Source organism: Dyadobacter sp. SRI_021, from assembly GCF_057586235.1.
The window spans coordinates 869,549-896,332 of the sequence record NZ_JBYCZM010000001.1; the positions used below are offsets into that span (position 1 = coordinate 869,549).

Genomic DNA, 26,784 nt, shown 5'->3' on the forward strand with positions numbered 1-26,784 from the left:
ACCTAAAAGAGCGCAGCGATTTTCTCGAAGGAGAGGTCGCTGTAATCGTTGATATACAAGTTACACGGCGGCAATTCCTCGCGGGTATGTGAGCTCAGCACGCCCACTACACGCATACCTGCATTGAGCGCGGCCGAGACGCCCGAGAATGAGTCTTCAAATACAACGCATTGGCCAGGTTCAACGCCCAGGTTCTTTGCCGAACTGAGATAAACTTCGGGATCGGGTTTGTGCTTTTTTACATCCTCACTGGCCAGAATCGAACCCAGCATTTCCTGAACAGGGACCTTGCTCAGGATCAGATCGAGATTCGCCCGAGGCGCGGAGGTGGCCACCCCTAGAACTGCCTCATTTACTTTCAAATCGTGCATGAATTCTACGATCCCTTTGATCGGCTCCACATAGGGCGCATACAATTCACGGAATAGCCCTTCCTTTTCCTCTTCCATTTGCAGCAATTCTTCCCCTTCAACTACGCGTTGCAAAAAATGGCTTAATATATAACTATTGCTTTTACCATACATGTGTTGGGCAAATTCCTCTTCGGTTGGCGAAAGGTTCCGTTTTGAAAAGAACTCGCGGAATGCGCGGGAGTGATAAGGATTCGTATGGACAATCACGCCGTCCATATCAAAAATGATTGCTAATTTTTCTTTCATCCTACAAAGTTAACCATCGAAATTCCTTCCCGGAAATGAAATGCCGAACTAAAAAGTGGTACATCACTTGAAATAATTTGACAATTTTAATTCAAACTTTTTACACGCAACTGACCTTTTTATGGAGCATTCTATTAAATTTACCCACAACGCCTCACACTATTTACTCAAAACTCCCTTGAATTCAGCATCATACTAAAAGCTTCCAGATTTACCCGACCCAATATCCGATCAATTAATTGCTTATATGAATGAACTAGAACGAGCTGGCAATGGAGTCGATGGTCACGCACTTTCGAAGCCCAAAACGCTCACTTCCCTTGAAGTGTATGACCAGTACGGTGCCATGGCATATGGTATTATATTACAAATCCTGCCGCAGGTACACCTGGCACAAGAAGTCCTGGTAAGTGTATTCTCCTCCCCGCAATTGCAATCTTGTAATAGTTATCCTTTTACCTTTGCAGCTTGTGTGATTAAGCTGGCGCGGGCCAAAGCCGTGGAGGCCAAACGTAAACTGACCGCCCTCGCACCCGCAGGAGCTGAATATGCCCAGGGAGACACTTCCCCGCAAAGCATTTTCGACCTTGCATTCAGGCAGGGTTTCACGCCGGAAGAGGTCGCAGGCAAATTGAATATATCCAAAAAGGAAGTACTTCGTTCGTTTCACGAGTTTTTTAAATCATATCGCAACGCGTAAATTTTACACCCATTGAGCAAACAGGAATTTATCGAGAGCGGCATTCTCGAGTCACATTTAATGGGGCTGGCCAGCGAAGAAGAGCAGGCACAGGTCGCGGAAATGATGCTGGCAGACAGTGAAATGGCCGAGTACGTAAATGATCTCGAATACGACATCAAACGTTACTTTGCAGAGGGCTCTGTACGGCCGCCGGAAGCCATACGGGAAATTATATTGCTGAGGAGCATCCGCGAGAAAAAAGGTCGGAGCAACCAGGAAGAACCCGTCGATGCGAAGCAATACCTCAATGTGGAGGTGAACGACACACATATGAAAGTGCATAAGCTGTGGCGCCCTGCATTCATTGCTGTTTTTATCCTGTCAAAAATCTTCCTGATCGCGGGTTTATATTTCTATTTCAAATCCGTGGCACAGCAGGAGGAAATTGAAAAGATGAAGACTGAGACACAAGCGAACAACAAGTAAAAATATCTACCTGTACACACGAAAGCCGGCGGACATTGCGATCCGACCGGCTTTTTATGTTCGTTACAGAATCTTATTTCAGGAATGCGCGGAGCATCCAGGCCATTTTCTCATGCTCTCTAAGCAGGCCGGTCACGTAGTCGCTTGATCCCAGGTCTTTGTAAGTATCTGCAAATTCGGTTACCAAAGGGCGCAGGAGACGAATGATCGTTTCATGGTCATCCAGCAAATTCTGCAGTTGCGTCTTCGGTTCGGTGGTGTACTCCGGTTCGAGGAGGTCGGTCAGTTTCAGAATATCCGCCAGGCGTGCTTCCGAATAGTGGCCGATAGCGCGGATACGCTCTGCGATATCGTCGAGAATCACTTGCAGCTGCTCGTATTGGCCTTCAAAAAGCTTATGCAGTTCGAAGAAATTCATGCCTCCGATATTCCAGTGATAGTTGCGGGTTTTGGTATAAAGTACAAATTCATTGGCGAGCAACTTGTTCAACTGGTAGGCAACGGCCTGGCTATGCTCGTCAGATATTCCGATGTTGGTTTTCATGCGTCTCTGTATTTGATGTGTTGATTGTGTTTGATTCATAAAGGTAACCAAAGCTAGTCGCTAAAAAGTTGCCCTGCAATGTCAAAAAAAGCGATTTTAATCACTTTTTTCACCGCAGGAAAATTGCTGCCCGATATATCGTTACCAAAGCCCTGTTGTTCCGTATAGGTAGGAAAGAATTGTTATATTTGTTAACCTATCTTTTATGAAAGACAGCGAAAGAATCAGTAACCTCGAAGAGATGACGGCAGATATCTATCTTATCCTTGACAGAATTGACAACGATCTCAAAAAGATACGGTTGCTCGACATTAACATGGCAAACGACATACGGTCCGTAGCTTCCATGGCTGCTCGGACGAAGCGTCAACAGCAAATCTATGAGATGAAACATGCAAAATTGCACAGAACACTCCTGGATGTATTTGCCATCGCCCGAAAAAACGCCATTAATATCGAGAACTACGCACGAAACACGCTCGGGAAGGACGACCTTTCGCTATTGTACGAATACATGATGAAAAAATTCGATCTGGCGAAAGAGCATACCGATCGGCTGGAAACAGCATTGAGGAAACATAGAGGCAAAACCAAAAGGCTTGATGATAGTATTGAAGCTATTAAAAAAAAGTTAGACAACCTATAATACCCCGATTACACTTATTATGTTCCCATTCCGCGTAGGCCAGGGCTACGATGTTCACCAGTTAGTAGAAGGCCGGCCCTTTTGGCTCGGCGGCATTTTAATACCTCATACACATGGTGCCAAAGGACACTCCGACGCCGACGTGGTTTGTCATGTGATATGCGACGCGCTCCTGGGCGCCGCCAATATGCGTAATATCGGTTACCATTTTTCCGACAAAGACCCGCAATGGAAGGGCGTCGATAGCAAGATCCTTTTGGCCAAAGTACTGGAAATGATCCGCGAAAAAGGTTATGAAGTGGGCAATGTGGATGTCACTGTCGTATTGCAGACCCCGAAGCTTAACCCGCACATTCCGGCCATGAAAACCTGTCTGGCAGAGGTGACAGGCATTTCAGAAGAAGATATTTCGATCAAAGCGACCACCTCCGAGCACCTGGGATTTGTAGGAAGGGAGGAGGGTATTGCCGCGCATTGTGTTGCATTGATCTATAACCCCGGAGCCTTTCCGGAAAATGCATAGCTAACGTTCCTGTATAAAATAGATTTGCATGAAAAAAGTAATACTATTTCTCTCCCTTTCCACGGGCGTGACTTTCAGCGCATGTGCCCAGCAGTCATCTGCACCACCCACCGAACAACCGCTCGGTTTTGAAGAGTACGACCCTGTTTCCACGCTGAAAGTGGAAGAGCACCCGGTGAAAAGAGCAAAATTTCCATTTATCGACGTGCACAACCACCAATATCAGATGCCATCACAGGACCTGAAAGCATTGGTAAAAGAAATGGATGCGCTGAATATGGGTATTATGGTGAATCTCAGTGGGCGCGGCTGGACACAGGAATGGGCTGAGGGCACAGCTACTTTGAAAGGTTCGCTGGAGAATGTGGCTAAAAACGAACCGAAGCGCATTGCTGTCTTCACAAACCTTCAATTCAAGGGTTTCGGTGAAAAAGACTGGTCTGCAAAGGCGGTAAAGCAATTGGAGGAAGATGTAAAAATGGGTGCGAAAGGTTTGAAAATTTATAAAAGCCTGGGCTTCGCAGGCATCAAAGACGACAAAGGCAACCGTGTGCCGGTGAGCGATCCTCGTTTGCAGCCGGTTTGGCAGAAATGCGGCGAGCTGGGTATTCCCGTACTGATCCACACCGCCGATGTGCCGTCTTTCTGGGACCCGATGGATCGGTATAATGAACGCTGGCTGGAACTGAAAACGCATCCTGGCCGCAAACGCGGGCCTAACGACCCCATTCCATTCGACTCGCTGATCGCCGAGCAGCACCACATTTTCAAGATGAACCCGAAAACGACGTTTATCAATGCGCACATGGGCTGGTATCCCAACAACCTCAAAAAGCTCGACAGCCTGATGATCGCCTTCCCAAACATGTATGTGGAAATAGGCGCGGTGATAGCCGAATTGGGCCGCCAGCCACGCACGGCCAAGAAGTTTTTCGATAAATACCAGGACCGTGTGCTGTTTGGTAAAGACAGCTGGGTGCCTGCCGAATATGCGACGTATTTCCGCGTGCTGGAAACCGAGGACGAGTATTTCCCCTACCATAAAAAATACCACGCGTTCTGGCGCATGTACGGGATGGGCCTATCCGATGAAGTTTTAAAAAAGCTTTACTACAAAAATGCACTGAAAATCATCCCGGGACTCGACAAAAGCCAGTTCCCTGACTAACTTTCAAGCATCATTTGAATGCCTTGGCCTCCCGGACAATCGAACGATATTCGGCTTTGCCAAGGCATTTTTTGTAATACTCCCTGGCTTTTGCCTTGTTGCCCGCCCGCGCAGAAATGCGCGCGAGTCCGGCATAGGCAAATGCATGATATTCTTTCGTGTATTGATCGTCGTGAGGCGTTTTGAGGGCTGCCAGATACTCCTTTTGCGCGGCGGCGTCGTTTTTGCGGTCTTTTTCTTCCAAAATCCCCTGAAATGTCCGCCAGGCAACCGGGTAAAAACCAGTACCTTGTTTCCGAAGCAGCTGCAAGCCTTCATATGCCTCCTCGTATTTGCCTGAGAGCAGTTGCGCTTCCAAATGCTTCATCAGGTAAATAGGGTTTCGCGGGTACATATTCACCAGCTTTTCCATATAAAAAGCGGCCTTCTCAGGCTTTGATTCGTATTTCAGGTAAATGTGAGAGATGTAATAGCATGATTCTGCTTTCGTAATCGTCCCGACTTTTGTAGCTGTATCTACCTGTTTCAGCCCCAGCGCTTTGTCTCCATTTTTGAAAAACACCAGTAAAGGCTTGACGATCGGATGTTCTTCCGGATAAACTTCCACATAATAATTATACATCCCGGATGTGAAGTAAAATTCCGGGTTCTTATGCATCAGTTTGAATCCTTCCACAAATGCATTATAGGCCTTTTTACCCTCACCCGCCGCAGCCATCATCTCCCCGCGGTAATTGTACATCATCGCCATATAACCGCGCGCTACCATCGTGTAAAACACAGCTTCGGGATCGGTACTGTTCTTTCCGTACCGCTTATTAATCGCTTCCAGACACTGATCAAGTTTCTGGATATACTCTTTGGATTTGGCCGGATTATCTTTGATCGGCAGGTATTTCCAATAGAGGATGAATGAGTCCAGGATGTAGGAAACCGGATGGTTGGGATACTTTTTCTCTACCTGATCGATGAACTGGACTGCCTCATCGAATTCGTAATTGTAAATCTTGTCGAGGCTATTCTGGATGTTTTTTAATGAGGCGGGGTCATTCAGCAATTGGGCATTAGCCTGGATGGAACAAAGGGCAAGTAAAATCCCCAGGCACAGGGAACGAAGTGTAATTTGCATGGCTTTCAACTCAAATTGGTTTGGTGGTATCCCAGCTGAACAGTAGCTTTGTTTATAACCCATAATTGAATGCGCGGGTTTCGGCCCCCGGTTTTATTTTGGGCATATACTCTCTATTCAACTTCCTTTTTGATAAAATATGATTCGCTACAAGCAGTTTACTTTGGGTAACGGCCTTCGGGTATTTGTCCACGAAGACTTTTCAACACCCATGGCTGCGGTAAATATCCTGTATAACGTGGGCTCGCGGGACGAGGACGAAGAACGCACCGGTTTTGCCCATTTGTTTGAGCATTTGATGTTCGGCGGCTCCAAAAACATTCCCAGTTACGACATCCCTGTTCAGAACGTTGGCGGCGAGAATAATGCTTTTACGTCCCCGGATATTACCAACTACTACATCACATTGCCGGCAGATAATGTAGAAACGGCATTCTGGCTGGAATCGGACCGGATGTTAAGCCTTTCTTTCGACCCGAATGTGCTCGAAGTCCAGCGCAAGGTCGTGATCGAGGAATTCAAACAGCGGTATCTCAATCAGCCTTATGGCGATATGTGGCTGAAATTACGGCCATTAGCCTACAAAACACACCCCTATCGCTGGGCGACGATCGGGAAGGACATCGGTCACATCGAACGCGCTACCATGGATGATGTGCAGGACTTCTTCTTCCGTTTCTACCGCCCCAACAATGCAGTAATGGTCGTTGCAGGTGCCGTGTCATTCGAAAAAGTGCAGAGATTAGCCGAAAAATGGTTTGGCGGGATCCCGGCCGGCCCAGCTTACGTCCGCAATCTGCCTGCGGAACCGGTGCAAACCGAAGCCCGTTTCCTCGAAACTTCCGCCAATGTGCCGCTTAATTCGCTGATCAAGGTTTTCCACATGCCTGGACGGTATGATGATGGTTTTTACGCAGGCGATTTGCTTAGTGACGTTTTGGGAAGAGGAAAATCTTCACGCCTGTATCAGAAATTGCTGAAAGAACGCGCACTGTTCAACAGTGTGAGCGGCAGCATTATCTCTTCGCTGGATCCGGGACTGCTAATGATTAAAGGAAACCTGAATCCCGGTGTTACATTGGAAGAAGCAGACGCTGCAGTGACCGAAATTTTGCAGGAAATCGTTGAAAACGGTGCGTCGGAAGAAGAAGTAACCAAAGTAAAAAACCAATCGGAGGCGTCCCTGGCCTTCTCAGAAGTAGAATTGCTCAACCGGGCAATGAACCTCGCATTTGCCGCCAACGCCGGCAATGTGGATTGGGCCAATGCCGATGCCGACATCATCCGAGCGCTCACTCCGGATGATATTAACAATGCAGCGAAAACTATTCTAAGGCCTGAGAATACGTCAACAATGTATTACCGCGCCGAAGCGAAATAGGATGAGATATAAGCAAAAAGAGAATGTATTAAATATGATTAAGCTGTCAGCGAGGTATAATTTCATTCCTCTGGCAGAAATGTCAGATAACTGAAATTCTGTTCGTTGAATAGCTCCATCGCGATTTCCTGTAACTGGGCGGCGGTGATCTGTTCGATCTCCCCGAAAATCTCCGGCAGCGAATCGACCTTACCGGTGTCGAGAATACTTTTTGCCATCATGAGCATAAAACTCATATTGCTTTCCTCCGACATGGCCAACTGCCCCATGAGCTGCACTTTGGTTTGATGCAGTTGAAGCGTGGTCAAAGGCACTTCCCGAATGCGTTTCAATTCTTTGTTAATCAGAGAAATGCTCTTATTCAGCTGTTTTTTCTCCGTGCCGAAGAAGATACCCATAAATCCGGTGTCGAGGTAAGGCGTATAATTTGCCTCGATTGAATACACAAAACCATACTTTTCACGCAACGACAGGTTGAACCGCGAGTTCATTCCGGGCCCTCCGAGCAAATTCACCAGCATAAAAAACGGCAAACGGCGCTCATCGAGCAATGCATAGGCAGGCTGGCCCATCGCCACTTGTGCCTGCTGGATCGGACGCTCGCGTTCCTGACGCACAGGCGTGTAGATCAACGGCGCCTTACGTTCCCTGCTGGTCGTGCGATGCGGCACGCCGCCCAGGTACTTTTCGGCAATGCGGACTACTTTTGAAAACGGCAACCGGCTCACCGACGACACTACAATGCGCTCGGTGTCGATATTATGGTTGATAAATTCGTATAACTGCTCCCGGCCAAACGAATTAACCGTCTCGGCCGTACCCAATATATTAGCACCCAACGCATGGTCCGGAAAAATCAGCTGATCGAAATCATCCTGAATGGCGTCCTCGGGCGAATCGACGTACATCGACATTTCTTCCAGAATCACATTCCGCTCACGCTCGATCTGCTTATCGGGAAACACGGAGTGAAAAGTAATATCTGCCAGCAAATCCATCGCCTTCTCGAAATGATCGTCGAGTACTGAGGCGTGAAAGCAGATTTTCTCTTTGGTAGTATAGGCATTCAGCTCGCCGCCGACGTTTTCAAGCCGGTTGATCACGTGGTAGGAACTTCGCTTTTCAGTGCCCTTGAAAGCCATGTGCTCCCAGAAGTGGGCAAGGCCTTGCTGATGAGGTAATTCATCGCGGCTGCCGATATCCAGCATAATGCCGCAATGCGCTATTTGCGTGTAAGGAACCTGCTTATGTGCAATGCGGATCCCGTTGGTCAGCGTGTGTATCTGATATTCTTCGGCTGTTGAAAGGGAGGATGCTTTGGGGTTAGCCCGTTTGCGGACATTGTTTCTCTTCATTCCTTTGTAACACAAAATAGCCACCAATAATTTTCGGTGGTATCCGCAAAAATACAGACTTTTGCCCGGAAAGCCTTGTAGTTACACATTATGCGCATCGGATTCGACGCTAAAAGAGCGTTTGCCAATAAAACAGGTCTGGGAAATTACAGCCGCTTCGTCCTCGACGCATTAAGGGGGCATGAACCCGGCCACGAATACCTCGCCTATACCCCGAAAAATAACCGGCACTTGTTCGACGGATTTCCCAGCGGCTCAATCCGTTACCCGAAAGGTATCATTGATCAAAAGCTCTCCGCGTATTGGCGTTATGCACGCATGACACGCCAGCTGCGCGATGATCGTATCGGCATTTACCACGGCCTGAGCAACGAAATCCCCCAAGGCCTCCAATCCGCTGGCATACGATCGGTAGTTACCATCCACGACCTCATTTTTGAGAGGTTACCGCATTTATTCAAACCCATCGACCGTGCCATTTACCGGCACAAGTTTAAGTCCGCCTGCCAGCGCACCGACTCGGTGGTGGCCGTGAGCGATCAGACGCGCCGCGACTTGATCGAGCTGTACGGTGTGGATAATGCTAAAATCAAAGTCATCTACCAGGATTGCAATCCGGTATTTCAACAACAGCTCGCATTAGCGGAACGCAACCACATTTGTGCTGATTATGGCATAAAAGGGCCGTTTATACTCTGCGTAGGCACGCTGGAAGAACGCAAAAACCAGCACCGGCTAATAGAAGCGTTTGCCCAATTGAAAGACCATGATTTCAAACTGGTATTGGTAGGAAAACCAACCGGCTATTTGTCAAAAATCAAAGAGACGATCCAGCGATTGAAGCTCGAAGATCGTGTGCTACTATTGCATAACGTGTCCACACCGCATCTGCCAGCCTTATACCAAGCGGCGGAGGTGTTTGCCTACATTTCGATATATGAAGGTTTTGGTATCCCCATTGTGGAGGCTCTGCACAGCGGGACTGCAGTATTAGCCGCAAAAGGCTCCTGCCTGGAAGAAGCGGGTGGACCGGGTGGTCTTTATGCAGATCCCTATCAAATAGAAAACATCAGCGAGCAGTTACAAAAACTGGTCACTGATGTTCATCTTCGGAATATCCTATCAGAAGCTGGCCGGGAGCATGTTCAACAATTTTCGGGTAAACACATTGCCCGGCAGCTTGTCCAGCTTTACGAAAGCCTTAACTGATTATTTCTCGCGATACTGTTCGATAATGCGGTACAATGCTTTCTGTTTTTCCAGGTCCGGGAAGAAGTCAAAAAGCTGTTCGTGGCCGTCGTAGTCCAATGTCAAACCGATTTCGAGATTCACCAATGCTTCACGGTACTGTCCCGCATGGATCTGATAAACGGCCATTCGGTAATACAAATCCGCCTCTTCGGACATTTCATCGATCGCCGCTTGCAGCAAATCACAAGCCCGGGCATAGTTGCCTTGCTCGAACAGCACATACGACCATTTGAGCCAGATATCAGGATTGGAAGGCTCTATTTCCGCCGCTTTTTCAAATGCTTCAAATGCCGAAACGACATTACCGACTTTGAATTCGGTTTCTGCCAGCGCCAACCAATAATCGGGGTTCAGTTCGGTGATCTGGATTGCTTTCCGGAGAAAACCGACCGCTTCATACCAACGGCCCAGCTCGCTGAAACAGATACCGAGACCATACCAGCCATCATCCCACTGGCTGTCGAGTTTGACGGTTTGGCGGTAGTATTTAATGGCCGTTTCAAATTCGCCCAACTTCTCATAGCAGGTCCCCAGGCAGCAGCATGTCTCCGGCTGGTCGCCTTCCAGCTCAATGGCACGCAGGTATTGGATTTTGGCGTCCTCGTACTTTTCCAGGTTCATATAAGAGTTACCCAACTGGAAGAATGCAGAAGCAAAATCATCCTTAATGAGCGTCGCGTACTCATAGGCGTGCACGGCATCCTCATGGCGTTCCAGCTTGCTGAATGCAATCCCGAGGTTATACCACGCATGATGCGAGAACGGATCACGATCGACGAGGTCGTTATAATATCCCAAATGGCTTTCCAGCTGGCCTACCAGGTCAAGGCAATGAGCCAGTTCGTAAAGCGCATTCTCGTTATTCAGATTATTGCGAAGCGACCGTTTATAGTATTTGATCGCATCTTCATACTTGCCCCAATTCTGGTAGGTCTGCCCGATCTGGAAATAGATCTCATCCCTGTCCTCTACCCTGCCAAGCAAGATTTCGAGGATTTCGATCGCCTCTTCATATTCTCCCATCATGTTGGCTACCGCCACCTGCATGAAAGAAATCTCGATATCGCCGGGGTGAAAGAGTGATGCACGCTCCAATATTTCGAGGGCTAATTCATGCTCGCCGCGGTTGGCGTGCAGTTGAACCATGCTTAGTAGCAGGTCGAGCGAATAGGGGTAATCCGACAGGCCCATTTCACAAGCTTTGAAAGCTTTTTCCCAATCCCCCTTTTCTATGTAATGTACTGTAACCTTTTCGTAAGTGTCCAAATCAAAAAAGACCGGCTCGCTGGTTTTCAGCATTCTTTCGAACCTGAGCAGTGTCTCCTTCATATAATCCTTCCTTTCACCAAAATTTTTCTCCATCATACGAACCGCTAGGTTAGAATCGAGGGCAAATGCACCACTGTTAATGAAAGAAAGTTATAAAATAATTCCCCGGATTTCAAATCCTCCTGATCAAACTTTCACTAATGCGGGACACCGTTTCCTCAATCGACTTAAATTGAAAATCCAATACTTTCCTGATTTTGCCATTGTCATAGTTGAATTTTCTGGCGGCTGATTGCGCCGTTTCCCTGGTAATCAATGGCTTCGTACCCAACAGCCAGGTCCGCACCGCTTCCACACGCCATATCACTCCTGCCAACCCGGCACCAACCTTAAACGACGGTCTTTTGCGGTGCATTTTATCTGCCATCATATTGAACAAATTATGGTAGGAAATACTCCCCGCGTTGAGCAGAAAGCGCTCGCCGGTAATGTCGGAGCCGGCCAGGCGGTACACGATTTCGGCCACATCCACTACGTCCACGACGTTCGCAATGCCCTCGGTATAAAATGGCTTTTCTCTATATACGTATCTAAAAAGCTGCGTACTGCTCTTCTCCCAATCACCCTCGCCGAGGATAATAGTGGGGTTCACGATCACGGCATGGAGACCTTCGGCAATGCCACGCCACACTTCGAGCTCGGCCATATGTTTGGTTTTGGCATATTCCGAATTTTCAGGTGAATCCTCCCAGCGTTGCTCCTCGCTTAGAACCACATCTTCGCCGGTTGCCTGTTTGCGCGGATCAGGGCGGCCGATGGCGGCAATGCTGCTCACATGCACCAGTTTTCGTGTCCGGTATTTCAAACACACATTCACCACATTGGCGGTCCCTTCCGCATTCACTTTATACATCATTTTCCGGTCGCGCGGCACAAAGGACACCACGGCAGCAGTGTGGACCACGTAATCCATCGCCTCGATGGCTTTTTCGAGGGAAAGTAAATCAAGAATGTCACCTTCCACCCAGGTTAGCTGCGGGTGCGCGTCCGCGAGCAGGCGTCTATCTGCACCAGGACGCACCAGCGCGAATACTTCATGATTTTCCGACAAGAACTTTCTGGCTACTGCACTGCCCACCAAGCCCGTCGCACCGGTAATGAGTACTTTCATGTAAGCAAAACAAATTGTTTGGGTCAAAGTTCGCAGTAAAAAAGTAGTTTGTCACACCATTGCAAGCCTTTTTACTAATTTTACACTCCGGCCACACCGGGGAGCCAGGCCAGGCTCCAATGATTGAACCAAATCCCTGAATTCAAATGCCGATTTCAAATCCCCAAAGATATACCGTCACAGCAGCGTTGATCTACGCCAATGGGCCGATCCACATCGGCCACCTGGCGGGCTGTTATGTACCTGCCGATATATACGTTCGCTACCTGCGCTCCTCCGGCAAGGAAGTGGCGTTTATCAGCGGTACCGACGAGCATGGTGTACCTATTACCATCCGCGCCAAAAAGGAAGGCCTCACACCCCAGCAGGTAGTCGATAAATATTATGAGCAGATCGACGCCTCGTTCAAATCGCTGGGTATTTCGTTCGATATCTATTCGCGCACCAGCAAGCCTGTTCACCACGAAACTTCCCGCGAAATTTTCAGGGATCTGTATGACAAAAAGGTGTTCATCGAGGAAACGACCGAGCAATACTATGATGAAACCGCGCAACAGTTCCTCGCCGACCGATACATTGTAGGGACCTGCCCTGTCTGTGCAAACCCCAATGCCTACGGCGATCAATGCGAGCGCTGCGGTTCTACATTAAGCCCGTTGGAACTGAAAGACCCGCGCTCGACGCTCTCAGGCGCTAAGCCAGTTTTGAAAGCAACCAAAAACTGGTATTTGCCGCTCGACAAAATGCAGCCGGATATCGAGGCGTATGTCAACAGTCATTCCGAATGGAAAACGAACGTTTTCGGGCAATGCCAGTCATGGCTGAAAGACGGTTTGAAACCCCGCGCGATGACCCGCGACCTCGACTGGGGCATTAAGGTACCCGTGGAAGATACCGAGGGCAAAGTACTTTATGTGTGGTTCGAAGCGCCTATCGGCTATATTTCTGCCACCAAAGACTGGTTAATCCAAAAGAATGGCACCGACGAAGGCTGGCAAAAATGGTGGCAGCCGGCTAAGGATGCGTCGGAGGGTGAAACCAAGCTTGTGCATTTCATCGGGAAAGACAATATCGTTTTCCACTGCATTATCTTCCCGGCTATGCTGATGGCCGAAGGTAATTACATCCTGGCTGATAATGTTCCCGCCAACGAGTTCATGAATCTCGAAGGCGACAAAATTTCGACTTCGCGCAACTGGGCCGTGTGGCTGCACGAGTACCTGGAAGAACTTCCCGATAAGCAGGATGTCTTACGTTACGTGCTTACCGCGAATGCGCCCGAAACCAAAGACAGCGAATTCACCTGGAAAGATTTCCAAACCCGCAATAACAGTGAGCTCGTAGGCATTTACGGGAACTTCATTAACCGCGCCGTGGTGCTCACTCAGAAGTTCTGCGAAGGCAAAGTGCCTCAACGCGGCGAGTTGCAGGACATCGACCGCGCCGCGCTCGACGAACTGGCCGCATTCCCGGCGAGGATAGCCGATTCGATGGAAAATTACCGTTTCCGCGAAGCGCTCTCATTGATCATGGACCTCGCCCGTACAGGAAACAAATACCTGGCAGATACCCAGCCATGGCACGCGATCAAAACCGATCCGGAGCGTGTGAATACGATTTTAAATATCGCATTGCAGATTTCAGCAACGCTGTCGATCGTTTCCGAGCCGGTATTGCCATTTACCTCGGCTAAAATTCAGGAGCAGCTGGGCCTATCGGGCAAAAACTGGCAGGATGCAGGTAATGCGGATCTTCTGACCATAGGCCAACCTGTTTTGGAAGGCAAACTGCTTTTCGAAAAAATAGAAGACAGCGTGATCGAAAAACAGGTGCAGAAGCTTCACGATGCCAAACGCCAGAATGAGCTGGAAGGCAAAACTGTACTTCCTGTCAAACCTGAAATCCAATATGATGATTTCACTAAAATGGATATCCGTATAGCGACCATCCTCGAGGCCGAGAATGTCCCTAAAAGCAAGAAGCTATTGAAACTGCTGGTCGACATAGGTGCGGAGCAACGCACCGTTTTAAGTGGAATTTCCGAGCATTTCAAAGCTGAAGAGATTGTCGGCAAAAAGGTGTTATACCTGGCCAACCTCGCCCCGAGAAAGATGATGGGAATGGAAAGCCACGGAATGATCCTGATGGCCGAAGACCGCGACGGCAGCCTCGCATTCGTCCAACCGGGCAAAGATGTCTGGAACGGCGGGACCGTCAACTAACAATACAACGGCCCTGCATCGGCGGAGTACCATGCAGGGCCCTTTTTACTGAAACTCTTTTCTCACCGAGTCGTAGATCGAGTTAACCCGCTCAACCAGCGACAAACATTCCTTGTCGGTCAGGTGGTCGATCGTGTTGCTCACGGCATTCGACACCACACGGCCCTCTTCATTCACTTTGGCACCTTTCTGCTTGATTACGCTGAGAATGCTTTCCCACTCCCCAACCAATCCTTCTGAAAAATACCGCGGTTCGATAATATTGAAGTAGGCTGACTGCGATTTCAGCTTCTGCCTTAGTTTGGACTGGTCAACTTTGAGTTCTTCGACCAACTTGGTAAGCTCAATAAAAGCGAAAATATTAGACTTTTTCATAACGTTGAGATTGACGAGCACTAAGGGAATTAATAGTGCAAGATACAGATATGTAATTCCTTTTTTGAAAAAGTGTGGAATCTTTACTCAATCTTAATGCATTCTATTGGAAGCGTACAACCACTACCCGGATTAATACCAAATACCACCACTATTTACTTCGTAGAATTTGTCGAAAAAGCGCACGGACGGGCTCCTGAGCAACAAAAAAGCCCGGTTAATTGGCCAGGCTTCTTTATAATCTGTCGATATTTTTACCAACGTTCGATATCTACCTTGCGGTGATAATCGCCCTGTTCATCTCCGAAAGGAAGGAACAGAACCAACTGGCGACGACCGTCGTCGTACCTTGCTGATATATTGTCTATATCTACTCCGTCGGGGATGACGAAGGTATTGATGAAACGGATTGTCTTCCACTGCTCTTCGTCGGGCAAATTTTCCTGTGAAAATATGGGCAGCAAGTGGAAAAGCTTTAAGTTATTTGAGTTCCTCTTGCCTTTTACAACCTCCAATTGAAGATCCTCAACCTCGATGCCTGGAATTTTCACAACTACTTCGAAACCGTCCGACCCTTTGTCAAGCTTAATAGAGGGCTCACTCATTCCACCGTTTACTGTGTTGATAAAATCTATATTCATCAACATCTCCCGGGGTATTTTTAGTTTGCTTTCCATAGCTATCGCGTTTTAGGTTCACAAGTTTTACTTATTAACGAAAAACTGCGTGCCAAAGATCGTTTTCGGACAAAAATGTGATGGACGGTGAGGTGTGGAAACGTCTCTTATTTGCTTATAACCAGCTATTGAGGCAAATCGGTGCACTTTACCTCCCCGTTCTTTCTCCGCGATATTAGAGCAGAGAAAAGAATGCCAAAATAACAGCCTCGGCTACACAACTGCGCCAAAATGACACCCTTCAATGCCAATATCCGGTCAGCGGTCGCTGTGCCCAAGGCTACGATCGGGCGCAATAATATCCCTCACCAGCTGTTTGATTTCCTTCGGTTCAGGGAAGTGGCCTTCCCGCTTTCTATCCCAAACCAGCTCTTCGCCGAGCATGATGGTGTACCGCCCCGCGACCTCCGAGGGCCGTAGTTGCACGGCATGTAAATCATCGCTGAAAGTGGTCAACAGCTCCTGGGCCATCCAGGCCGCCCTCAACAGCCAGCCGCATTTGGGGCAGTATTCGATTTCTATGGTTGGTTTCATATCTTCCTTTGCTACAAACACCAAAAATCGGCATTGCAGGCAAAGAATCAAAAAAAGCCGCGAGGGACATTCCCTCGCGGCTACAACAAAATATCAACTGTGTATGAAGTAAATTTGACCTTATCACCAGTGGTTAGCACAGCCTAGGACAAATAGGCCCCTCTCCCGCCGTTTGCGTCGGATCTTCTTGTGTTTTCGCGTTTGCAGGGGCGGTGATATCTTTCCCATTTTTATCCACTCCGATAAAAACCAGAGTTTGCTTCCCATTCTTATCTTTTGCAAAGTAAAATCGAATGCCCACGCATCCTTTCTGTGATAACACCTTCTCCAAAACGGTTTTGCCATAGGAAACAGCTCTTGTCTCTTCCGGTCCGACATCTTTTTGAAACCTCTCCTTCATTTTTTCGAATTCCGAAAGCGGTATCATAGCTCCCATTCGATCCGCGACTAGTTGTTCCTCGGCGGTTAACATTGTACTCTTTTTGCCATTAGGGGCTACCTTTTCATCCTCTTTCTGGCAAGCCCAGGTCAAGGTTACCACACAGATAGCTGAGATAAGAAATCTTTTCATCGATAAAATTGATTAAATGAATAGATAGTTTTGCGTTGATAAACAGCCGTTTACCATACACATAATAACTCACTCTACTAGCACAACCCAAAACAAATAGCCCATCAACCCATTTCAATTATCTGACGGCAAAAAAAGCCGCGAAGGACACCCCTCGCGGCTTTCGAATATAACCTAACCCTTTAATCTTGATGAGAAAGCTTTGAAAAGTCTTCCCTAACGCTTTACAAATGTACAGCACTGCATACAAGCATTTTAGCGCAAAAATCCTCGATTTCAAACATGGGTAAGCTTACAAATATGACACCGTATTAATGCCCGAATCCAGTACGTAAATTTACGTGATTTTCAGAACTCAAGAACAAATTGAATTGATTTACAATTAGTTACAAACTGACCGTTAAATCAATTGCAAATGGTTGGCTTGCCCTTCGCTGCCTCTCTATTTACATTTACATTGATTAATTGTTATACTTTAATTAAAACTATGGACAGCAAGAGATTTACAGGTCGGGAGGGTCGACTGATTTCAGCGTCAGAAGCCCAGGAGCTTACCATTCCACATCAAAAGAGGGAACGTTACTTCACCGACAAAGGCGAAAACTACGTGAAGGCCGAATTCTTCGGCATTCACACATTCAACGAGCTGATTAAACTGCATGGTGACAACTGTGTGGGATTCAGAGTATATTACGGATTGCGAGACGAGGAAGAGGACGGCGACACAAAAACAAACAAATCAAAAAAACCAACCCCAAGACTTGTTCTGGTTCCTGTCGATGCTGAGGGCAAGGACATTATCCGGACTGCACAACTGGGCGGCTTGAAAGATATGCCAACGGGTGGCGAGGCCATGACAGGCGGCCCACTTTGCCCGCGCCAATGTTAGGAACAGGAAAGTTCGAAAATCGATTAATGTATGTTCGATAACCACTTTGCATATATTGTCAATAATCCTATTTCTTCTATTGCAGTATTTGTCACAGTATTACCATTAACACTCACTATAACCAGAAAAGCGTACGTGGACAAATCTTTGCGGTTGCTTTTCTGCTATCTGATATGCAAGCTGATCATCGACGTAGTCATGCTTCACCTGGCTTCCACCAGAACGAACAATCTGATACTATACAACATTAGCATCCCGCTTTTTTACGCATTATTGGGCGGGATGTTCTATTTCCAGTTTACAGGAAAGGCTCAGAAGGGGTTCGTTCTGACCTCCATCTTAGGCGTGTTCCTATTTAGTATTTGGGATATATTTAATTCCAATGAAAATTTGGGCAATCTGAACGAGCACAGACTAGTCCTATATGCTAAGACAGTCGAAGGCGTTTTGATGATTTCACTCATTCTACTTTATTTCTATGAGATCATTAAATCACTGCAAATACCTAACTTGTTGACATTCCCATTCTTCTGGGTATGTTCAGGACTGCTACTTTACTATTCGAGTTTGATATTCTTAGCACCAGTCCTGCATTATGTATACACATGGAACAACCACACTGACCTTGGGATAACTGAAGTGATCCCAAGTATTTTTGAAATTCTATGCGCCTTGCTTTTCAGCGTAGGCATTTATAATTTTTCATCAAGGAATTATGCAAAATAGCGAAGAACTAAAGTGGGCACTTTTGATAGCCTCCATGGCTATGCTGGCCATGGCGTTTTGCATGATCGCATTTGTGATGTACTACCAGAAAAAAAGGTTCGAGGAAGAAAAACGTATCAGCGAGATCGAGAAAAACTACAACCGCCTGCTCCTTGATACCGCGCTGAACTCCGAAGAAACAGAACGACGAAGGATTGCGCAGGATTTGCATGACGACATCGGCACGATGCTATCGTTGACAAAGTTAAGTCTCAATCAGTTGAGTAAGCTGGTAGCCAACTCGGGCGATGAGAAGGAGGAAAGCATTATGAAGAAGTCGCAGTCGCTTGTGGAAGAGACGATCCTGCACGTGCGGCGCATTACGCGCGACCTGGTACCGACGACACTGGAACGGTTCGGGCTGATGGAGGCGATCGAGGAGTTTATCCATAAGCTCGAAGAGGATAATAATCTGATCATTGCTTTTCAGTCAAATACGGAGGAATTTCCGCGTCAGGGCCAGAAACTGGAACTGACGCTTTACCGCATTATGCAGGAGCTGGTCAACAATGCTATTAAGCACGCGAGCTGCACAAAAATCGATATTGTGCTGGAAATCGACGAAGAAATGATAGGTTTGCGGGTAACTGACAACGGCGTTGGTTTCGACCCGGAAAAAATAAAGGAAAGCAACCTGGCCGGGCTGGGTTTGCTTGGAATCGAAAGCCGGTTGGCTATTGTGAATGGAACAGTCCAGTACGAACAGCCGGCCAAGGGCGGTTCCAGCGCCATCGCGAGGATTCCGGTAAACCCGGCATCCGGTAATAAACCTGAACCATTACATCCATTCCGCCGGGAACGAGTGAATATTTAATGCTATGAGCACCCTTAAACTAGGAATCGCCGACGATCACGAACTATTCAGAAAGGGGTTTATCTCCATGCTGAGCGGCATTCCCGACTTCGAATTCGTACTGGAAGCCGGCAACGGCCAGGAACTCCTGGACCGCCTGCCCGCCAACACGCCTGACATCGTTTTCATGGACCTGCAAATGCCTGTTATGGATGGCATTCAGGCTACCGAAGCTGCTTTCGAACGCTTTCCGAACATCAAAATCATCGTCGTTTCGATGTACAACGAGGATCGTTTCGTGATACACATGCTCGAAAAGGGCGTGCAAGGTTATTTGCTGAAAGATACCAGCCCCGATGAAGTCGAAAAAGCGATCAGAAGGGTGCATGAAGAAGGCTTTTACTACAACGACTTCGTTTCCAAGGCCATGCACCGCAAAATGGTGAACCGGCAGGTCAACAAGCATCCATTCTTCCCGAATGCGTGTAATGTGGCGCTTTCCTCCCGCGAGAAAGAAGTATTGCAATTGATCTGCGACGGACTCTCCACGACGGAAATCGGCGACAAACTGTTCATCAGCGTGCGCACGGTCGAAGGGCACCGGTTGCGGGTTTTGGAAAAAACCGGAACAAAAAGTACCGCAGCCGCAGTGGCATTCGCCTACAAAAACCAGCTGCTAAGCTAAGCCTAACGCTTTCATGGTGAAAACTTCCGGGGTTTATATTATATTTCCCGGAGCCATTCTATGTATAGCTATGAAAGTCCTGATCGTTTGCACCAACCACGACTCATATCCGACCAAAACCTCTAAAACAGGTCTCTGGCTGAATGAACTGACGCACTTTTACGACTTAATGGCAAAAAGGCGCATTCTGATGGACATCGTGAGCCCCTTGGGCGGCGGCATCCCTGTGGATGAAAGAAGCCTCGATCTGAAAGACGAATGCAATGCGCGGTATTGGGAAGATGCCTCTTTCCGTGCGAGGCTTCAGGATTCTCTTAAACCATCGGATATTAACCCCAGCGACTACCGGCTGATCTATTTCGCAGGCGGCCACGGCGCGATGTCGGATTTTACTGATAATACCGAACTGCAAAACATCGCGAAAGCTATTTATGAGCGAAATGGCATGGTCACGGCCGTTGCGCACGGCGTTTGCGGGTTGCTCAACGTCCGGCTATCCGACGGCACATTACTCATCCAGGACAAATATGTGACCGGCTACTCCAACGTCGAAGAGGCGCTGGTGAGCTTTGTAAGCGAAGTACCTTTTTACCTCGAAGACAAATTGAAGGAACGCGGCGCGCATTACACCAAAGCGATGATCCCTTTTGTGGAATTCATTGAAATGGATGAACGGCTCATTACCGGGCAAAATTCACATTCAGCCCGGAAAGTAGCGTCGAAAGCGCTCGAAGAACTTTTTGAAAAATAGATGCCGGATTTACTTGATCAACTCACCGAAAAGTGAACGGAAAGTCGGCAGAATGAGATCTTTTTCCGAAACGATCGGGTCGAAAACTCCCCAGTCGATATTCAAATCGGGGTCGTTCCAGAGAATGCCCGACTCGGATTCCTTATTATAAAGGTTGGTGCATTTGTAGCTGAAAATAGAATCTTCCAAAGCTGCGAACCCGTGCGCGAAACCTTCGGGAATATAAGCGATATTGTTTTGCTCCCCGCTCAGTTCAAATACTTCATGCTTGCCGAATGTCGGGGAATCCGGACGGATGTCCACAGCCACATCCAGTACCCTGCCCGAGATCACACGAACAAGTTTGCCTTGCGCAAAAGGCGCGTTTTGGAAGTGCAAACCTCTTACCACACCCTTTTTGGAGAACGACTGATTATCCTGAACAAAGTTTACGGGCAGACCGAGTTTTTTAAATGTCTCCTCATTATACGATTCAAAGAATACCCCACGGTCGTCACCGAAGACCCTTGGGAATATTTCAACTAGACCGGCAATGGAAGTTTCTCTAATCTGCATATTGTGGTTATGTCTTGGTTGGAGCAAAGTTTAATGTTGGGGCAAATTTATGAATCTATTGGAAGAGGTTGTAATTTCGCCGCAATATTTACAAAATCATGACTTATCAAGAGCTCTTCCAGCAAATTTCGACCAAAAAGTCCTATTTGTGTGTGGGTTTGGACACCGATATCCAGAAAATCCCGGCGCATTTGTTGAAAACCGACGATCCGATTTTTGAATTCAATAAGCAGATCATCGACGCCACCGCCGACTATTGCGTTTCCTACAAACCCAACATCGCATTTTACGAAGCGCTGGGACCAAAAGGTTGGGAGAGCCTTCAAAAGACGGTCGAGTACATTCCTAAAAGCCATTTTACCATTGCCGATGCCAAACGCGGTGATATCGGTAACACGTCGGGCCTGTATGCCCGCGCGTTTTTCGACAAATCCTCTTCCGGCCTCGAATTCGATTCCATCACCGTGGCTCCCTACATGGGCAGCGATTCGGTGACGCCGTTCCTTGCATTCCAAGACAAATGGGTGATTTTGCTCGCATTGACCTCCAACCCCGGCAGTGCCGATTTCCAACGGCTCGACGTCGAAGGCGATACATTATATGAAAACGTGCTTCGTACATCGCAGACCTGGGCAGGCGCGGAGCGCATGATGTACGTGGTAGGCGCCACGCATCCGTCTGATTTCCAGAAAATACGCGCTATTGTACCTGATCATTTCCTGCTCGTACCCGGCGTAGGCGCGCAAGGCGGCAACCTGGAAGAGGTTTCAAAGTTTGGCATGAACAAGAGTTGCGGATTGCTCGTGAACGCATCGCGCAGCATTATCTATGCCGGCAATGGTACCGATTTCGCCGAAAAAGCGAAGCACGAAGCAGCAGCGCTGCAACAGGAAATGGCCATTTATCTCGACAAATATTTGTAATCCAATCATTCCGGCACGTCACTACCGCCATATCACAAAATGCAACTTTCTGACCATTACCCCTATTCTATCCAGGGAATCGACCCTGTCCAGCTCATTAACCAGTACGGAAGCCCCCTTTATGTATACGACGGAGCGACCATCCGCAGAAAGGCGGCCGAGCTGCAACATGCATTTGCCGGAGTGAATATGAAGATCAAATATGCCTGCAAGGCCAATACCAACCTGGCTGTGCTGCGACTGATGCGCGAAATCGGGGTGGAACTGGATGTGGTGTCACCGGGCGAATTTGAAATGGGGAAAATGGCAGGCTACGATGCCGGCCAAATCACTTTTACGCCCAGCGGTGTGGACTTCGAAGAAGTACGCGAGGCGGTGGAAGCCGGCGCCATTGTAAACGTCGACAGCATCCCGCTGCTCGAATGGTTTGGACAAACTTATGGCAATACCAAACCTTGCATGATCCGTATTAAGCCCAATGTGGCTGCGGGCGGGCATACCAAGATCATGACGGCTCATGCCGACTCCAAATTCGGCATTTCGGTGCTGCTCCTGGATCAGATTTTGGAAGTGATCAAAAAATACGATATTAAAGTAATCGGCCTGCACCAGCACACCGGTTCGGACATTAAAGACGCTGAGCCGTTCCTGAAAGTGGCCGATATCCTTTTCGAAACCGCGAAACATTTCCCGGACCTCCAAGTGGTAGACCTGGGTGGCGGTTTCAAAGTTTCCTACCTGCCAGGCGACGCCGTTACCGATATGGATTTACTGGGTAAAAAGATCTCGAAACGATTCCAGACCTTCTGCCAGGAATATGGTCGCGAGTTGCAACTCTGGTTTGAACCGGGCAAGTTTCTGGTGAGCGAATCGGGCTTTCTTTTTGTAACGACCAACGTGGTAAAAGAAGACCCGGCGCGTAACTTCGTACATGTCGATTCGGGCTTGAACCACCTGATCCGGCCGATGATGTACGGTTCTTACCACCACATTCTCAATATTTCAAATCCGAAAGGCGAGTTGAAGCATTATAATGTGGTAGGCTATATCTGCGAAACCGATACATTCGCGACCGATCGTGAGCTTCCGGAAGTCCGTAAGGGCGATGTTCTGGCGTTCCTGAATGCGGGCGCCTATGGCCTGACGATGAGTTCAAACTACAACGCCCGCTTCCGTCCGGCCGAAGTGCTGATCGACAACGGCCTGGCGAAGTTGGTGCGCCGCCGCGAAACGATGGAGGATTTGTTGAGAACGCAAACCGACCTTTAAGAATTAGCTACAAATACATCGATGGAAGCTGCACAAAAGTACCTGTGCAGCTTCTTGTTTTTGGTACCGACGTGCATTCCTTTTCAGTCAAAATTTCAATACATTTAGTCATTAACCTATACTTAAACAGATGACGAATGAAAACACTGTACTCCACACTCCTGCTGGCTTGCCTCTCGGCTATTTCCAATGACGGCATTGCACAGTCGGCCAATACCGCCTACGATTCCACGCTTGCCAAAAAACTGAATGCGGATGAATATGGTATGAAAAAGTATGTGATGGTTTTCCTCAAAACCGGCAGCGCGACAAACGTTCCCAAAAGCAGATCGGACAGTGCCTTTGCAGGGCATATGCAGAACATCAACCGTCTGGCCGAGACCGGAAAGCTTGTGGTAGCAGGCCCGTTCTTCAAAAATGATAAGTACCGCGGCATTTTCATCCTCAATGCAGACTCTATCGAGGAAGGCCGGAAACTTGTTGAAACCGACCCGGCCGTGCAAGCGAAACTGCTCGATATGGATTTACTGATGTGGTATGGCTCCGCCGCCCTGTCCGAAACCCTCGAAATCCACAAGAAGATCGAGAAGAAAACCCATTGATTTCTTGCCATTTTGTCCGAAACAATCGCACTACGTCACTTCTTTGAGACAAAATTTCCGATTTAATCCGTCGGCACACCATTTTTCAGTTTGGGTTGTACCATTAACAAAGCGATCAACGCCATGAACTTTAACCAATATACTATCAAGGCGCAGGAGGTTATCCAGCACGCCGCCCAAATGGCTCAGGGCAACCAGCAGCAGGCCATTGAAACGGGGCACGTGTTGAAATCCATTTTGGAAGAGGATCCGAATACGTCACAATTTCTACTTAACAAACTCAATATCAGCGCAGACGTACTCAACAACCGTTTGCAAAAGATATTGGACGGATACCCGCGTGTCAGCGGGGGACAGCCCTACCTGGGCAACGATATGGCCGCTGCCAGTGGCAAGGCTCAGAATTATCTGAAAGAATTCGGAGACGAATTCATCAGCATCGAGCTGCTGATTTTGGGTATACTCAGCGGAAAAGATTCCACAGCCACCATGATGAAGGAGCTGGGATTCAAGGAAAAGGAACTGATCAATGCAATCAAAGAACTTAGAGGAAAGAATAACCCTGTGAAAGATCAAAACGCAGAAGCCAAATACCGCTCTCTGGAACGGTACAGCAAAAATTTGAATGAATTGGCCAAAGCCGGTAAAATTGACCCGGTGATCGGCCGTGATGAAGAGATCAGGCGGGTATTACAGATATTGAGCCGCCGTACCAAAAATAACCCGATCCTGCTCGGTGAACCGGGTGTGGGTAAAACCGCGATCGTGGAAGGATTGGCCCAACGTATCGTGCAGGGCGACGTTCCCGAAAACCTTAAGTCGAAGACCATCGTGTCGCTCGATATGGGTTTGCTGATCGCCGGCGCGAAATACAAAGGTGAATTTGAAGAAAGGCTGAAAGCCGTTATCAAAGAGGTAACCGATTCGGAAGGCGAGATTGTACTTTTCATCGACGAGATCCACACGCTGATCGGTGCGGGTGGCGGTGGCGAAAGCGCCATGGATGCTGCCAACTTGCTGAAACCGGCATTGGCACGCGGAGAATTGCACGCGATCGGTGCTACAACGCTGAAAGAATACCAGAAATATGTCGAAAAAGACAAGGCTTTGGAACGTCGTTTCCAGGCTGTGATGGTAGATGAGCCCAATATTTCCGATGCGATCAGCATTCTGCGGGGTATTAAGGAAAAATATGAATTGCACCACGGTGTCCGCATCCAGGACGACGCAGTGATTGCTGCCGTGGAGCTTTCGAACCGCTACATCAGCGACCGTTTCCTGCCCGATAAGGCGATCGACTTAATGGACGAAGCCGCTTCCAAGCTCCGGCTGGAAATGGATAGCGTCCCCGAGGAACTCGACGAGCTGAACCGCCGCATCATGCAGCTCGAAATTGAGCGCGAAGCGATCCGTCGTGAAAATAATAAGGATAAAGAAACCGTCCTTAACAAAGAAATCGCCGACCTCAGCGAGCAACGCAATACCCTGAAAGCCCAATGGGAAAACGAGAAGGGTAAGGTAAACGAGGTGCGTGCATTGAAAGAACAAAGCGAGCAGCTGCGCCTTGAAGCAGAACAGGCCGAACGTTCGGGCGATTTCGGTAAGGTTGCCGAGATCCGCTACGGCCGCATTCCCGAGGTCCAGGCCAAACTGGAAGAACTTCAAAAATCGGAGCATGCGGAAAGCCTGATGCAGGAAGAAATTACGCCGGAAGATATTGCCGAAGTAGTAGCTAAATGGACCGGTATACCTGTCAGCAAAATGCTGCAAAGCGACCGCGAAAAGCTGCTGCAACTCGAAGAGCATTTGCACCAGCGTGTAGCTGGCCAGAATGAGGCTATTGAAGTCGTATCCGACGCCGTACGCCGCAGCCGCGCAGGTTTGCAGGATGCGAAACGGCCTATCGGCAGCTTCCTCTTCCTCGGCCCGACAGGTGTAGGTAAAACCGAATTGGCGAAAACGCTGGCCGAGTACCTGTTCAACGACGAGAATGCCATGGTCCGGATCGATATGAGCGAGTACCAGGAACGCCACGCCGTAAGCCGCCTCGTGGGCGCGCCTCCGGGATACGTGGGCTACGATGAAGGCGGCCAGCTTACCGAAGCCGTGCGTCGCAAACCTTATAGCGTAATCCTGCTCGACGAGATCGAAAAGGCGCACCCGGATGTGTGGAATATCCTGCTCCAAGTGCTCGACGAAGGTCGTTTGACCGATAATAAGGGTCGCGTGGCGAATTTCAAGAACACGATCATTATCATGACGTCGAACATCGGCAGCCACATTATCCAGGAGAAATTCGCGGAGGACGAAGGTTGGAACCATACGCTGATCATCGAGGAAGCCAAGCAGGCCGTACTCGATTTGCTGAAAGCGTCGGTGAGACCCGAGTTCCTGAACCGTATCGACGAGATCGTACTCTTCGAACCATTGACGCTGAAAAACATTCGCAAAATCGTGGATATCCAGTTCAAAGGCATTCAGCACATGCTGAAAGAGCAGGGTATTACGCTCGACGCGACCGACGAGGCGCTTACCAAGCTCGGTGAAGACGGTTTCGACCCGGCATTCGGTGCACGTCCGCTGAAAAGGGTACTTCAAAGAAGAATCCTGAATGAATTGTCGAAAGGCATTCTGAGCGGACAGGTTGCGAAAGATTCGGTGATCATGATGGAGCTCGACTCGAAAGGCGACCTGGTCTTCGAAAACGTCGGAGGCGTAGAAATATAATCATGGAATAATGCTAATATAAGAGCGGCAGCGATGCCGCTCTTTTTATTTTCCCCAAATCGGGATTTACCACAGGCCCCATTCCCACGTTGTGGAAGCTACGCACCGCCTCTCTGCCGCGTGCTCGACCCAAAAACAAGTCAACAAATTGGCATAGTTTTTGTACAATTATTTATTCTTAT

27 protein-coding genes are annotated in these 26,784 nt (G+C 48.3%); 16 read left to right on the top strand and 11 right to left on the bottom strand.

Annotation, left to right across the window (positions count from 1 at the left end; translation table 11 throughout):
- Positions 1–2: 2 nt before the first annotated feature.
- The gene (locus AC2YIT_RS03595) at positions 3–659 is read right to left on the bottom strand and encodes an HAD family hydrolase (RefSeq protein ID WP_430842364.1); all 657 of its coding nucleotides are present in this window, start codon (positions 657–659) and stop codon (positions 3–5) included.
- Between the two features lie 247 nt (positions 660–906).
- Here AC2YIT_RS03595 and AC2YIT_RS03600 point away from each other — a divergent pair, with 247 nt between their 5' ends.
- Both AC2YIT_RS03600 and AC2YIT_RS03605 read left to right on the top strand, forming a co-directional pair.
- Positions 907–1,359: an RNA polymerase sigma factor gene (locus AC2YIT_RS03600; RefSeq protein WP_487278250.1), complete on the top strand. Its 453-nt coding sequence runs from the start codon at positions 907–909 to the stop codon at positions 1,357–1,359.
- A 12-nt stretch (positions 1,360–1,371) separates the two neighbouring features.
- Positions 1,372–1,827 carry a hypothetical protein gene (locus AC2YIT_RS03605; RefSeq protein ID WP_430842360.1) on the top strand — a complete coding sequence of 152 codons (456 nt, stop codon included), beginning with the start codon at positions 1,372–1,374 and terminating at the stop codon, positions 1,825–1,827.
- Positions 1,828–1,900: 73 nt separating this feature from the next.
- Here AC2YIT_RS03605 and AC2YIT_RS03610 read toward each other — a convergent pair whose 3' ends face one another.
- Positions 1,901–2,371 (bottom strand): Dps family protein, encoded by a 471-nt coding sequence (locus AC2YIT_RS03610; protein WP_106596983.1) that lies wholly within the window; start codon positions 2,369–2,371, stop codon positions 1,901–1,903.
- A gap of 205 nt (positions 2,372–2,576) precedes the next feature.
- Between AC2YIT_RS03610 and AC2YIT_RS03615 the strand changes: the two genes are divergently transcribed.
- From AC2YIT_RS03615 to AC2YIT_RS03625, 3 genes are read left to right on the top strand one after another with little or no spacing between them, the layout of a single operon-like run.
- Positions 2,577–3,017, top strand: a complete 441-nt coding sequence (locus tag AC2YIT_RS03615) for a hypothetical protein (protein ID WP_430842358.1) — start codon at positions 2,577–2,579, stop codon at positions 3,015–3,017.
- 19 nt (positions 3,018–3,036) lie between these two features.
- Positions 3,037–3,540, top strand: a complete 504-nt coding sequence (gene ispF, locus AC2YIT_RS03620) for a 2-C-methyl-D-erythritol 2,4-cyclodiphosphate synthase (RefSeq protein WP_487278251.1) — start codon at positions 3,037–3,039, stop codon at positions 3,538–3,540.
- A 28-nt stretch (positions 3,541–3,568) separates the two neighbouring features.
- Positions 3,569–4,708: an amidohydrolase family protein gene (locus AC2YIT_RS03625; protein ID WP_487278252.1), complete on the top strand. Its 1,140-nt coding sequence runs from the start codon at positions 3,569–3,571 to the stop codon at positions 4,706–4,708.
- Positions 4,709–4,718: 10 nt separating this feature from the next.
- On the opposite strand, the gene AC2YIT_RS03630 is transcribed toward AC2YIT_RS03625, so the two are convergent.
- The gene (locus AC2YIT_RS03630; RefSeq protein ID WP_487278253.1) at positions 4,719–5,837 is read right to left on the bottom strand and encodes a tetratricopeptide repeat protein; all 1,119 of its coding nucleotides are present in this window, start codon (positions 5,835–5,837) and stop codon (positions 4,719–4,721) included.
- Between the two features lie 139 nt (positions 5,838–5,976).
- Between AC2YIT_RS03630 and AC2YIT_RS03635 the strand changes: the two genes are divergently transcribed.
- Positions 5,977–7,218 carry a M16 family metallopeptidase gene (locus tag AC2YIT_RS03635; protein ID WP_487278254.1) on the top strand — a complete coding sequence of 414 codons (1,242 nt, stop codon included), beginning with the start codon at positions 5,977–5,979 and terminating at the stop codon, positions 7,216–7,218.
- A 62-nt stretch (positions 7,219–7,280) separates the two neighbouring features.
- On the opposite strand, the gene AC2YIT_RS03640 is transcribed toward AC2YIT_RS03635, so the two are convergent.
- Entirely contained in the window at positions 7,281–8,573 is a 1,293-nt protein-coding gene (locus AC2YIT_RS03640; protein ID WP_487278255.1) for a M16 family metallopeptidase, read from the bottom strand.
- 90 nt (positions 8,574–8,663) lie between these two features.
- Between AC2YIT_RS03640 and AC2YIT_RS03645 the strand changes: the two genes are divergently transcribed.
- Positions 8,664–9,782 carry a glycosyltransferase family 4 protein gene (locus AC2YIT_RS03645; protein WP_487278256.1) on the top strand — a complete coding sequence of 373 codons (1,119 nt, stop codon included), beginning with the start codon at positions 8,664–8,666 and terminating at the stop codon, positions 9,780–9,782.
- Here the strand turns inward: AC2YIT_RS03645 and AC2YIT_RS03650 are convergent, their stop codons facing one another.
- Together AC2YIT_RS03650 and AC2YIT_RS03655 are read right to left on the bottom strand one after the other, a co-directional pair.
- A complete protein-coding gene (locus AC2YIT_RS03650; RefSeq protein ID WP_430842344.1) occupies positions 9,783–11,189 on the bottom strand; it encodes a tetratricopeptide repeat protein in 1,407 nt (468 codons plus the stop codon). It abuts the gene before it with no gap.
- A gap of 76 nt (positions 11,190–11,265) precedes the next feature.
- Entirely contained in the window at positions 11,266–12,264 is a 999-nt protein-coding gene (locus AC2YIT_RS03655; protein WP_487278257.1) for an NAD-dependent epimerase/dehydratase family protein, read from the bottom strand.
- A gap of 146 nt (positions 12,265–12,410) precedes the next feature.
- Here AC2YIT_RS03655 and metG point away from each other — a divergent pair, with 146 nt between their 5' ends.
- On the top strand, positions 12,411–14,486 hold the full coding sequence (metG, locus tag AC2YIT_RS03660) for a methionine--tRNA ligase (RefSeq protein WP_487278258.1): 2,076 nt from the start codon (positions 12,411–12,413) through the stop codon (positions 14,484–14,486).
- Between the two features lie 45 nt (positions 14,487–14,531).
- On the opposite strand, the gene AC2YIT_RS03665 is transcribed toward metG, so the two are convergent.
- The 4 genes from AC2YIT_RS03665 to AC2YIT_RS03680 all read right to left on the bottom strand — a co-directional run bounded on the left by AC2YIT_RS03665 (position 14,532) and on the right by AC2YIT_RS03680 (position 16,643).
- Positions 14,532–14,861, bottom strand: coding sequence for a hypothetical protein (locus tag AC2YIT_RS03665; RefSeq protein ID WP_430842339.1), 330 nt, complete (start codon positions 14,859–14,861; stop codon positions 14,532–14,534).
- A gap of 254 nt (positions 14,862–15,115) precedes the next feature.
- Positions 15,116–15,538 (bottom strand): Hsp20/alpha crystallin family protein, encoded by a 423-nt coding sequence (locus AC2YIT_RS03670; RefSeq protein WP_223400226.1) that lies wholly within the window; start codon positions 15,536–15,538, stop codon positions 15,116–15,118.
- A gap of 258 nt (positions 15,539–15,796) precedes the next feature.
- Positions 15,797–16,072: an Rdx family protein gene (locus AC2YIT_RS03675; RefSeq protein WP_430842337.1), complete on the bottom strand. Its 276-nt coding sequence runs from the start codon at positions 16,070–16,072 to the stop codon at positions 15,797–15,799.
- A gap of 133 nt (positions 16,073–16,205) precedes the next feature.
- On the bottom strand, positions 16,206–16,643 hold the full coding sequence (locus AC2YIT_RS03680; protein ID WP_430842335.1) for a hypothetical protein: 438 nt from the start codon (positions 16,641–16,643) through the stop codon (positions 16,206–16,208).
- 487 nt (positions 16,644–17,130) lie between these two features.
- Here AC2YIT_RS03680 and AC2YIT_RS03685 point away from each other — a divergent pair, with 487 nt between their 5' ends.
- The 4 genes from AC2YIT_RS03685 (at position 17,131) to AC2YIT_RS03700 (ending at position 20,526) form a co-directional block, all read left to right on the top strand.
- Positions 17,131–17,532 (top strand): hypothetical protein, encoded by a 402-nt coding sequence (locus tag AC2YIT_RS03685; protein ID WP_430842333.1) that lies wholly within the window; start codon positions 17,131–17,133, stop codon positions 17,530–17,532.
- Between the two features lie 715 nt (positions 17,533–18,247).
- Positions 18,248–19,111 carry a sensor histidine kinase gene (locus AC2YIT_RS03690; RefSeq protein ID WP_430842331.1) on the top strand — a complete coding sequence of 288 codons (864 nt, stop codon included), beginning with the start codon at positions 18,248–18,250 and terminating at the stop codon, positions 19,109–19,111.
- Between the two features lie 4 nt (positions 19,112–19,115).
- Positions 19,116–19,775 carry a response regulator transcription factor gene (locus tag AC2YIT_RS03695; protein WP_019940293.1) on the top strand — a complete coding sequence of 220 codons (660 nt, stop codon included), beginning with the start codon at positions 19,116–19,118 and terminating at the stop codon, positions 19,773–19,775.
- Between the two features lie 70 nt (positions 19,776–19,845).
- Positions 19,846–20,526: a type 1 glutamine amidotransferase domain-containing protein gene (locus AC2YIT_RS03700; RefSeq protein ID WP_430842329.1), complete on the top strand. Its 681-nt coding sequence runs from the start codon at positions 19,846–19,848 to the stop codon at positions 20,524–20,526.
- Positions 20,527–20,535: 9 nt separating this feature from the next.
- Here the strand turns inward: AC2YIT_RS03700 and rfbC are convergent, their stop codons facing one another.
- On the bottom strand, positions 20,536–21,081 hold the full coding sequence (gene rfbC, locus AC2YIT_RS03705) for a dTDP-4-dehydrorhamnose 3,5-epimerase (protein WP_430842327.1): 546 nt from the start codon (positions 21,079–21,081) through the stop codon (positions 20,536–20,538).
- Between the two features lie 98 nt (positions 21,082–21,179).
- Here rfbC and pyrF point away from each other — a divergent pair, with 98 nt between their 5' ends.
- From pyrF to clpB, 4 genes are all read left to right on the top strand, one after another.
- On the top strand, positions 21,180–22,004 hold the full coding sequence (pyrF, locus tag AC2YIT_RS03710; protein WP_430842325.1) for an orotidine-5'-phosphate decarboxylase: 825 nt from the start codon (positions 21,180–21,182) through the stop codon (positions 22,002–22,004).
- A 39-nt stretch (positions 22,005–22,043) separates the two neighbouring features.
- On the top strand, positions 22,044–23,273 hold the full coding sequence (gene lysA / locus AC2YIT_RS03715) for a diaminopimelate decarboxylase (RefSeq protein WP_487278259.1): 1,230 nt from the start codon (positions 22,044–22,046) through the stop codon (positions 23,271–23,273).
- A 137-nt stretch (positions 23,274–23,410) separates the two neighbouring features.
- Positions 23,411–23,875: a YciI family protein gene (locus AC2YIT_RS03720; RefSeq protein ID WP_487278260.1), complete on the top strand. Its 465-nt coding sequence runs from the start codon at positions 23,411–23,413 to the stop codon at positions 23,873–23,875.
- 123 nt (positions 23,876–23,998) lie between these two features.
- Positions 23,999–26,602, top strand: a complete 2,604-nt coding sequence (clpB, locus tag AC2YIT_RS03725; protein ID WP_487278261.1) for an ATP-dependent chaperone ClpB — start codon at positions 23,999–24,001, stop codon at positions 26,600–26,602.
- Positions 26,603–26,784 lie beyond the last annotated feature (182 nt).